The 8,637-nt window shown below is 30.2% G+C and carries 8 protein-coding genes; 1 reads left to right on the top strand and 7 read right to left on the bottom strand.

Features of this window, described 5'->3' with window-relative positions; all coding sequences use genetic code 11:
- Positions 1-17: 17 nt before the first annotated feature.
- From IAA47_09610 to IAA47_09635, 6 genes are all read right to left on the bottom strand, one after another.
- Positions 18-893, bottom strand: coding sequence for an ankyrin repeat domain-containing protein (locus tag IAA47_09610; protein MBU3843217.1), 876 nt, complete (start codon positions 891-893; stop codon positions 18-20).
- Complete coding sequence (gene typA, locus IAA47_09615; GenBank protein ID MBU3843218.1) at positions 871-2,688, bottom strand: translational GTPase TypA; 1,818 nt, start codon at positions 2,686-2,688, stop codon at positions 871-873. The genes IAA47_09610 and typA overlap by 23 nt, the downstream gene beginning before the upstream one ends.
- A gap of 20 nt (positions 2,689-2,708) precedes the next feature.
- On the bottom strand, positions 2,709-3,566 hold the full coding sequence (truB, locus tag IAA47_09620; protein MBU3843219.1) for a tRNA pseudouridine(55) synthase TruB: 858 nt from the start codon (positions 3,564-3,566) through the stop codon (positions 2,709-2,711).
- Positions 3,567-3,645: 79 nt separating this feature from the next.
- Positions 3,646-5,196 (bottom strand): putative glycoside hydrolase, encoded by a 1,551-nt coding sequence (locus IAA47_09625; GenBank protein MBU3843220.1) that lies wholly within the window; start codon positions 5,194-5,196, stop codon positions 3,646-3,648.
- A 224-nt stretch (positions 5,197-5,420) separates the two neighbouring features.
- The gene (locus IAA47_09630; protein MBU3843221.1) at positions 5,421-5,741 is read right to left on the bottom strand and encodes an HU family DNA-binding protein; all 321 of its coding nucleotides are present in this window, start codon (positions 5,739-5,741) and stop codon (positions 5,421-5,423) included.
- Between the two features lie 87 nt (positions 5,742-5,828).
- Entirely contained in the window at positions 5,829-6,278 is a 450-nt protein-coding gene (locus IAA47_09635) for a CAP domain-containing protein (GenBank protein MBU3843222.1), read from the bottom strand.
- A 130-nt stretch (positions 6,279-6,408) separates the two neighbouring features.
- Here IAA47_09635 and IAA47_09640 point away from each other — a divergent pair, with 130 nt between their 5' ends.
- On the top strand, positions 6,409-8,373 hold the full coding sequence (locus IAA47_09640; protein MBU3843223.1) for an isoamylase: 1,965 nt from the start codon (positions 6,409-6,411) through the stop codon (positions 8,371-8,373).
- Positions 8,374-8,472: 99 nt separating this feature from the next.
- On the opposite strand, the gene IAA47_09645 is transcribed toward IAA47_09640, so the two are convergent.
- The coding region (locus IAA47_09645; GenBank protein ID MBU3843224.1) for a reactive intermediate/imine deaminase at positions 8,473-8,637 on the bottom strand (165 nt) is incomplete at its 5' end.

Genomic DNA, 8,637 nt, shown 5'->3' on the forward strand with positions numbered 1-8,637 from the left:
TAGAATTTTGTCAATTCCTATTTTATTCCTTTACTATTTAGAAACTCTAACATCTCTTGATTTTCATTATCTTTAGCTATAGAGATAGCTGAGTCTCCATATGACATATAATTAGGATTTACTCCTAACTCTAAAAGTTTCTGAACAACTGGGATAAATCCATTAGCTACAGCTCTTAAATATACCTCACCTAAAATATTTTCCTTTTCCTTATTTACTCTCTTTAGCTCATATCCCTTTATTTTCAAAAGTTCTAAAATCTTTTTATCATCATATGTATAGTAAATAGGATAATTTCCTCTTTCATCAACTTCTAAAAAATTTGCCCCTCTTTCACTCATTCTTTCTATAAGAGCTGAATCACCATTAATTCCAGCCCAAAACAATGCATCCCAACCATTTTTATCTTTTAAATAAAAATCAACCTTTTGTGTTACAACATATTTTGAATATGCAAGAGGTTTATTTTTTATAAAATACACTAACAATGGCTCATTTTGATTATCATAGACATTTAAGTTAGCTCCATCTTCACACAATTTTTTTAGTGTTTCCAAACTTCTTACATAAAATATAGGAGTTTTTCCTAGTATATCCCTCTTTTCAGTATTTACTCCTCTATTTAAAAGAACTTGTACAGAGTTTACACTATTATTCATTAATGCTACTGTTAACAAATTTCTTCCCATATCATCTTCATAATCTACTGGAAATCCATCAATCAAATATTTATTCAATCTATAGTTATCATCCATTAAAATACTACTATAAACTTGCTCTATTGTAGGAGATGCACTCTCCTTCTTCTGAAAAAGAGTGCACCCACTAAATACTGATACTATAACTATTAAACTTATTATTCTAAAAATATTACTCTTCATTTCTCTTTTCATATTTTCTTCTCTCTCCCTCTTTCAGATATTTCTTTCTTAATCTGATATTTTCAGGAGTTACTTCTACAAGCTCATCATCTGCTATATAATCAAGGGCTTGCTCTAGAGTAAATCTTCTAGGTGGAGCTAATTTTACAGCATCATCACTTCCTGCAGCTCTCATATTTGTAAGTTTTTTAGTCTTACATACATTTACTACTAAGTCATTTTCTCTACTGTGTTCTCCAACTATCATTCCTTCGTATACAGGTATTCCCGGATCTAAGAACAGTGTTCCTCTATCTTGAATGTTATTTAATGCATAAGCTACAGTTACTCCTGGCTCTGTTGCAATTAATACTCCTCTACTTCTTGTAGGTATCTCACCTTTATGTGGCTCATAATCGTAGAATGAGTGGTTTAATATTCCTGTTCCTTTAGTATCTGTTAAGAACTCATTTCTAAATCCTATAAGTCCTCTTGCTGGTACTTTAAACTCTAAACGAGTATATCCATCAGTACCTGGTATCATAGATACCATTTCTCCCTTTCTGATACCCATTTTTTCAATAACTACACCTGTATAGCTATCATCAACATCTATTAAAGCCATTTCAATTGGCTCAAGTTTCTTTCCATCTTCCTCTTTCATAAGAACTCTTGGTTTTGAAACTTGAATTTCAAATCCTTCTCTTCTCATATTTTCAAGTAATATAGAAAGTTGAAGTTCTCCTCTTCCTTTTACAACAAAGGCATCTGGAGTGTCTGTTGCTTCTACCTTCATACTTACGTTTGTTTGTAACTCTTTTTGAAGTCTTTCCCAAATATGTCTAGACGTTACAAATTTACCCTCTTTTCCTGCAAATGGAGAGTCATTTACCATAAATGTCATAGCTAGTGTTGGCTCGTCAATATCTATTAATGGAAGAGCTATTGGCTCGTTTACATCTGCTAAAGTTTCTCCGATATCTATATTGTCTATTCCAGCTATACACACTATATCTCCAGCGTGAGCCTCTTGAATCTCTACTCTTTTTAATCCTTCATACCCATAAAGTACAGAGATCTTTCCTTTTATCATTTTTCCATCTCTTTTTATAAGCATAACTTCTTGATTTCTTCTAACTATACCGTTATGAATTCTTCCAACAGCTAACTTACCAACATAATTATCATATGCAATATTTGTTATTAAGAATTGCATAGGCTTGTTGTCGTCTCCTTCTGGATCCTCAACATGCTCAAGAATAGTTTCAAATAGTGGAGTCATATCATTACTTTCCTCTTCTAGACTTCTCTTAGCAAATCCACCTTTTCCTGAAGCATATACAACTGGGAATTCAAGTTGTAAATCATTTGCATTTAACTCAATAAATAACTCATAAACCATATATAATACATCTTCTGGTCTTGCATTTGGTTTATCTACTTTATTTACAACTACTATTGGTCTATGTCCTTGTTCTAAAGCTTTCTTTAAAACGTATTTAGTTTGAGGCATTGGTCCCTCAAAAGCATCTACTAGAAGTACAACTGAGTCAACCATTTTCATAATTCTTTGTACTTCTCCTCCAAAGTCAGCATGTCCTGGAGTGTCTACAATATTGATTTTATAATCCTTGTATCTTACAGAAGCATTCTTAGAGAAAATAGTTATTCCTCTTTCTCTTTCAATGTCGTTAGAGTCCATTACTCTCTCTTCAACTTTCTCTAACTCATGAGAACCAAATGCTCCCCCTTGTCTTAAAAGACAGTCCACAAGTGTTGTCTTACCGTGGTCAACATGGGCAATAATTGCTATGTTTTTTATTTTCATTATTCTTCCTTCCTTCAGGGTTAAAAATATTTATACCCTTTTAATAAGTTGTTATTTACATTTGCTAAACCTAAGAACTTACCTTCACAGTAAATTCTATATCTTCCATTATCAGCTTGTTGTCTGATAGTATTTCCATTTAAAAATAGAGTAAGATTTTTTCCACTGTCTATCTCTATATCAGGATATAAGAAAAACTCTTCAACACTTTGAAGAAAATCTAACTTTCCTTCATTGTATAATTTTTCTATATTTTCGAGTGAGAAAGCATCTTCTATCTTTGAATCTCCAACTCTCTCTCTAACTAATGAGTTCATAGTTGCAAAAGTCCCCAACTCTCTTCCCATATCATTTATTAGAGAACGAATATATGTTCCTTTAGATACACCACATCTAATTTTTCCCTTTACTCCATCAAAATCTAAAATCTCAATAAAGTCAATATGTATATCTCTTGCCTCTCTCTCTATCTCGATCCCTTTTCTTGCTAAATCATAGAGTTTCTGTCCATCTACTTTAAGTGCAGAATACATAGGTGGAATCTGTTTTATATCCCCTATAAAACATTTTAAAACCTCTTCTAGCTCCTCTTTTGTAGCACTTTTTTTATCTGAACTCTCTACAGTTTTTCCCTCTATGTCATAAGTATCTGTTCTATATCCCAGTTCAAATCCTGCTACATAAACTTTTGAATACCCCTCTATATCTTGAACTAGTCTTGTTGCCCTACCTAAACAAACTACTAAAACACCTTCGGCTAGAGGATCTAAAGTTCCTGTATGTCCTATTCTTTTCTCTTTCAATACTTTTCTCAGTACTCTTATTACATCAAAAGATGTAATTCCACTAGGTTTATTTACATTAATAATTCCTTCCAAGATCTCAACTCCCATATTAGAACTATTGTATATTGTATCATATAATCCTAATTTTTTAAATAGTTTTTTCTACTTCCAACTATTTTTCCACAATTCCATATCTGTTGCTTGGACTCCAAAGTAGATACTCATGTATTCCTAAATCCTCTAAAGCCTTTACTTGAGCTTCTATCTCTTTTTTACCATATGGAATATATCCTTTTACCCATTTAGCTGTAAATGCTTGTAACCATGGTCTTATTTGTGATGGGTAAGTTAAGTTATGGTTTCTATTTACTCCATCTAGTGTTGTATAATATATAGTTTTATATGGTTCAGCATCTGGTACAGCTATTCCATATACACCTTTTCCATAATGACTTGGATATGCCATTGGTGATATCATATCTACTTCATTGCTTATCACTTCCCAGTACTGTCCAAGCCCCATATCATCTCCAGAGCTAGCTACTTGTCCATAAATATCTGCTGATATGTATACCTCTAATGGCTCTAACTCTTTTCTAGCATACTTTAAATACTTTTGAATTGTCTCTGGTTTTGACTCTCCATTAAAATTTCTATAGTCTAATTCTTTATCTAATTTTCCTCCATTTGAAGCTGGGAATCTTACATAATCAAACTGTATCTCATTGAATCCAACCTTAGCTGCTTCCTTTGCTACAGCCACATTGTATTCCCAAAGATATCTGTCGTGTGGTGAAACCCAAATTACCCCATCACTATTTGTAAATGGCTTACCAGTTGCTCTTTTTATAATAGCTTTATCTGGGTGCTTTCCTGCATATGTTGGGTCTTTAAAAGATACTATTCTTGCTATCGTATATATATTATTATCCTTAAGTTTTTTCATAAAAGCATTGATATCTGCTATTGGATATTTTTTATCATTCTTTCCTAGATACTTTAATTCAGCATCTGTTCTAAATAACATCTTTCCAAAGTCCTCTTTTACATCTATAACAAAGGCGTTAATACCTGTTCTCTTAGCTAAATCAATCAATTCATCCATTCTTTTACTTGAAGCAGCAGTATTAACAGTAAGATATATTCCTTTTACATCAACTTTTGGATTATTTGGATACTCTTTCTTAGGAACTGGTGTAAAATCTATATTTTTTAAATTACTTGGAATAACCTTATGAATATCTTCAGTTAAACTTCCTGTTCTAATCCATCCCTCTCTATTTTCATTATTCTTTCCGTATACTACTCTTTTCCAAAAACTTTTCTCTATATTTGTTTCTACTTCATAAGTACCATCATCTTTTTTTACTTTTACCTCTTTAGGTGTTTCAATAACTTTTTCCTCTAAAACCTCTACTCTAACAGCTTTTTTCAAACTATCCTTCTGTGTATTAGAGTTTGGCTCTGAATATATTGGAGTTTTATAATTTATTGTATATGCATAATTTTTTTTCGATGGTTTTTCAGCTACCTTTATCTCTTTTAACGGCAATACTTGTTCCTGTTCTTTTTCTCTCTCAATTGCCACCTCTTTAACTTTAATCTCCGAAGTTACATTTGTTTTTCCAATCTCTTTAGTAATTCCTACTGTTGTTGTAATAGTAATTATATACAGAGCTATTATTCCCAATATACTTACTATAAATTTATTATTTCCGTTCATACTACCTCCCTTGTTCTGTTATTTTTCATTCATACTTGAATATTTTATACTATTTTATAAAAAATATCTAGTTTGAATTTATAATATAGCAAATTTAACTTATATATTTTTTAAACAAAGAGAGATTTTTTATATAAAATATAATAAAAGGAGAAAAATTTACTTTTAGGTATTGATTTTTAATACCTTTACACAGTAAGTTTTTCTCCTTTAACTATATATTCTTATTTAGATTTTTTCTTTCCTTTTGTTGCTTTTTTCTCTACTACTGGATTCATTTTTTCTAAAAGATTTTTACCCGCTTTAAATTTTGCAACCTTTCTTGCAGCAACTTTCATTGGTTTTTTAGTTTGTGGATTTATACAAGTTCTCTCTGCTCTTTCACTTGTTTCAAACTTTCCAAACCCTATGAATGAAATGCTATCTCCCTTTACTAACACCTCTTCTAATGTATCTAAGAATACCTTTGTTAATCTCTCTGCTTCAGCCTTTGTTTTTAGTTCTGCCTTAGCTCCAAATAATTCTACAAATTCCTTTTTTGTCATCTGAAATCACTCCCAGTTATTGATTTATTACCCTTACTATTAAAATAGCATGTTTTTGTAATAAAAACAATAGTTTTTATTATTTTTTTAATTTTTCTTTTTTATAAATAACTCTACCCAATAATTTTTTCCATCTTTATCTTTAGCCATTCCTATTCCAGTTTCATCATAATTTGAATTTAAAATATTATCTCTATGACCTTTTGAATTTAACCATCTCTCCACTACAAATTCAGGTGTATCATGCCATCTAGCTATATTTTCCCCAGCAGCACTAAATTTTATTCCTTTTTTCTTTATAATATTAAATGTCATTCCATATCTCTTGCTATTATGGGATAAAATCTCCTCTTCAGCCATATCTTTTGCCTTCATTATAGCAATATTATTTAGCTCTTCATTTATTTTTAAAGGAGTTAGCCCATTCTCTATTCTTGCTTCATTTACCAATTTTAATATTATCTCTTGATACTCTGCTCCCTTTGCTTCTGCTATAAACAAAATAAAAACTATAAATATACCCAATAACTTTCTCATTTTTTTCACCTCTTTCTATTTTTAACTAAATTATACCATTTTTTTACTTTAATGCCCACCTCTTTAATTGACTTTTAATTCCTTACATTATATAATTTAACTATAAAATATTGCTTGAAAAGGAGAGATTATGTTTAGTGTTGATTTAGGATTTCCCGTATTAGGTGCTACTGTACTTGAAACTGGAATTAATTTTGGTATCTATTGTAAAAATAAAAAAAATGTAACTTTAAATATATATGATTTTGCTCATAATACAGAGCCTACTTTTTCATTAAAATTGGATGAAAATTTAAATAAGACCGGTGATATTTGGCATATTTTCTTGAGAAAAGCTAAAGAAGGACTTATCTATACATGGAATATAGAGGATTCTCCTGAACTTTTAGATCCCTATGCTCTATCTTATACAAACCATAAAAATTGTTCTAAGAAAAAATCTATTGCTGTTAAACAAGAACTTTTCAAAGAAAGACATCTAAACACCCCTTTAAGTGAAACTATAATATATGAAGTTCATGTTAAATTATTCACACAAAATCTAAATTCCTATGTTAAATTTCCTGGTAAATATAAAGGCTTTTTAGAAAAGATACCCTATTTAAAAGATTTAGGAATTACAGCTGTAGAGCTTTTACCTATCTATGAATGGGATGAATATACTGGAAGATTTGACGGAAATAATAAGCCGTTAGAAAATATCTGGGGTTATAATCCAATAAGTTTTTTTGCTCCTACTAAAAAATTTGCCACTAGTAAAAATTTAGATAGCATTAGTGAAATTATTGAATTAAAAGAATTAATAAAAGAGCTTCATAACAACGGAATTGAAGTTATACTTGATGTCGTTTATAATCATACTGCTGAAAGTGGAGTAGGAGGATATCTTTATAACTTTAAAGCTATGAGCAATAAAGATTTTTATATTTTAGAAGATGATGGTATTAATTACAAAAACTATTCTGGTTGCGGAAATACTTTTAATTGTAATAGTGTTATAGGAAAAGATATCATAATAAACTCATTGAGATATTGGTATTTAGATATGGGAGTAGATGGATTTAGATTTGACTTAGCTCCTATACTTGGAAGAGATGAAAATGGACAATGGGGAGCTCATTCGGTACTCAGTGATATAGCTCAAGACCCTATCCTTTCTCATTGTAAACTCATTTCTGAAAGTTGGGATTTAGGTGGATACTATGTTGGAGATATGCCTGCTGGCTGGAGCGAATGGAATGGAAAGTATAGAGATGTTGTGAGAAAATTTATTAAAGGAGATTTTGGGCAGATTCCAGAACTTTTAAAAAGAATATTTGGAAGTCCTGATATTTTTAAAAGAGATAATCGTTCACCATATAGTAGTATAAATTTTATAAGTTGTCATGATGGTTTCACTCTCTATGATTTAGTAAGTTATAATACAAAACACAATATTAGTAATGGGGAAAATAACAGAGATGGTGAAAATCATAATAATTCATATAACTGGGGAGAGGAAGGAGAATCTAAAAGTTTAGATATCTTATCTTTAAGAAAAAGACAAATAAAAAATTTCTTTCTTATTTTAATGATTTCCCAAGGTGTACCTATGTTCTTAATGGGAGATGAATGTGGAAGAACCCAAAGCGGTAACAATAATGCTTACTGCCAAGATAATGAAACTACTTGGTTTGACTGGGAAAGGGCAAAAGAATTTGAAGATATTATAGTGTTTGTTAAAAATATGATTAAATTAAGAAAAAATTACTCTATTTTTAAAAAAGATACATATTGGGAATGTGATGATTGTAAAACTAGCGATGTTATTCTTCATGGAATTAAACTAAATTCCCCTGATTTTTCGTATCACTCTTTAAGCATTGCTTTTGAATTAAAAGATATTCAAACTGATACTAAATTTTATATTGCTCTAAACTCATATTTTGGTGACTTACAGTTTGAACTTCCTAAATTAGAAAAAGGTAAAAAATGGTATCCATTAGTTGATACATTTAAAGAAGATAAAGAGAATTTTTCAACGGAAACTCCTCCTTTAGAAAAAAATACATATCTTGTTAAATCAAGAAGTTCTATCATTTTAATAAGTAAATAATTATTTAATTACCAAATTTAACTACTCAGCTACTAAAATTATAGCTGAGTAGTTAAAAAAACTCAAGAGTGTGAACTCTTGAGTTTTTTATTTTTATAACTATTTTACAGCTATAACTTCTATTTCAACTTTTACATCTTTTGGTAATCTTGCTACTTCTACACAAGCTCTTGCTGGTTTTACATCCCCTAAATACTCATTGTATACTTCGTTTATTGCTGCAAAATCATTCATATCTTTTATAAATACTCCTGCTTTTACTAC

This window comes from Candidatus Fusobacterium pullicola, assembly GCA_018883725.1.
Lineage (GTDB): Bacteria > Fusobacteriota > Fusobacteriia > Fusobacteriales > Fusobacteriaceae > Fusobacterium_A > Fusobacterium_A pullicola.

What these genes read in the sequence shown, in the direction of transcription:
- typA (MBU3843218.1), bottom strand. Translation starts at nt 2,688, where the DNA reads ATGAAAATAAAAAACATAGCAATTATTGCCCATGTTGACCACGGTAAG.
- IAA47_09630 (MBU3843221.1), bottom strand. Translation starts at nt 5,741, where the DNA reads ATGACAAAAAAGGAATTTGTAGAATTATTTGGAGCTAAGGCAGAACTA.
- IAA47_09625 (MBU3843220.1), bottom strand. Translation starts at nt 5,196, where the DNA reads ATGAACGGAAATAATAAATTTATAGTAAGTATATTGGGAATAATAGCT.
- IAA47_09640 (MBU3843223.1), top strand. Translation starts at nt 6,409, where the DNA reads ATGTTTAGTGTTGATTTAGGATTTCCCGTATTAGGTGCTACTGTACTT.
- IAA47_09635 (MBU3843222.1), bottom strand. Translation starts at nt 6,278, where the DNA reads ATGAGAAAGTTATTGGGTATATTTATAGTTTTTATTTTGTTTATAGCA.
- IAA47_09610 (MBU3843217.1), bottom strand. Translation starts at nt 893, where the DNA reads ATGAAAAGAGAAATGAAGAGTAATATTTTTAGAATAATAAGTTTAATA.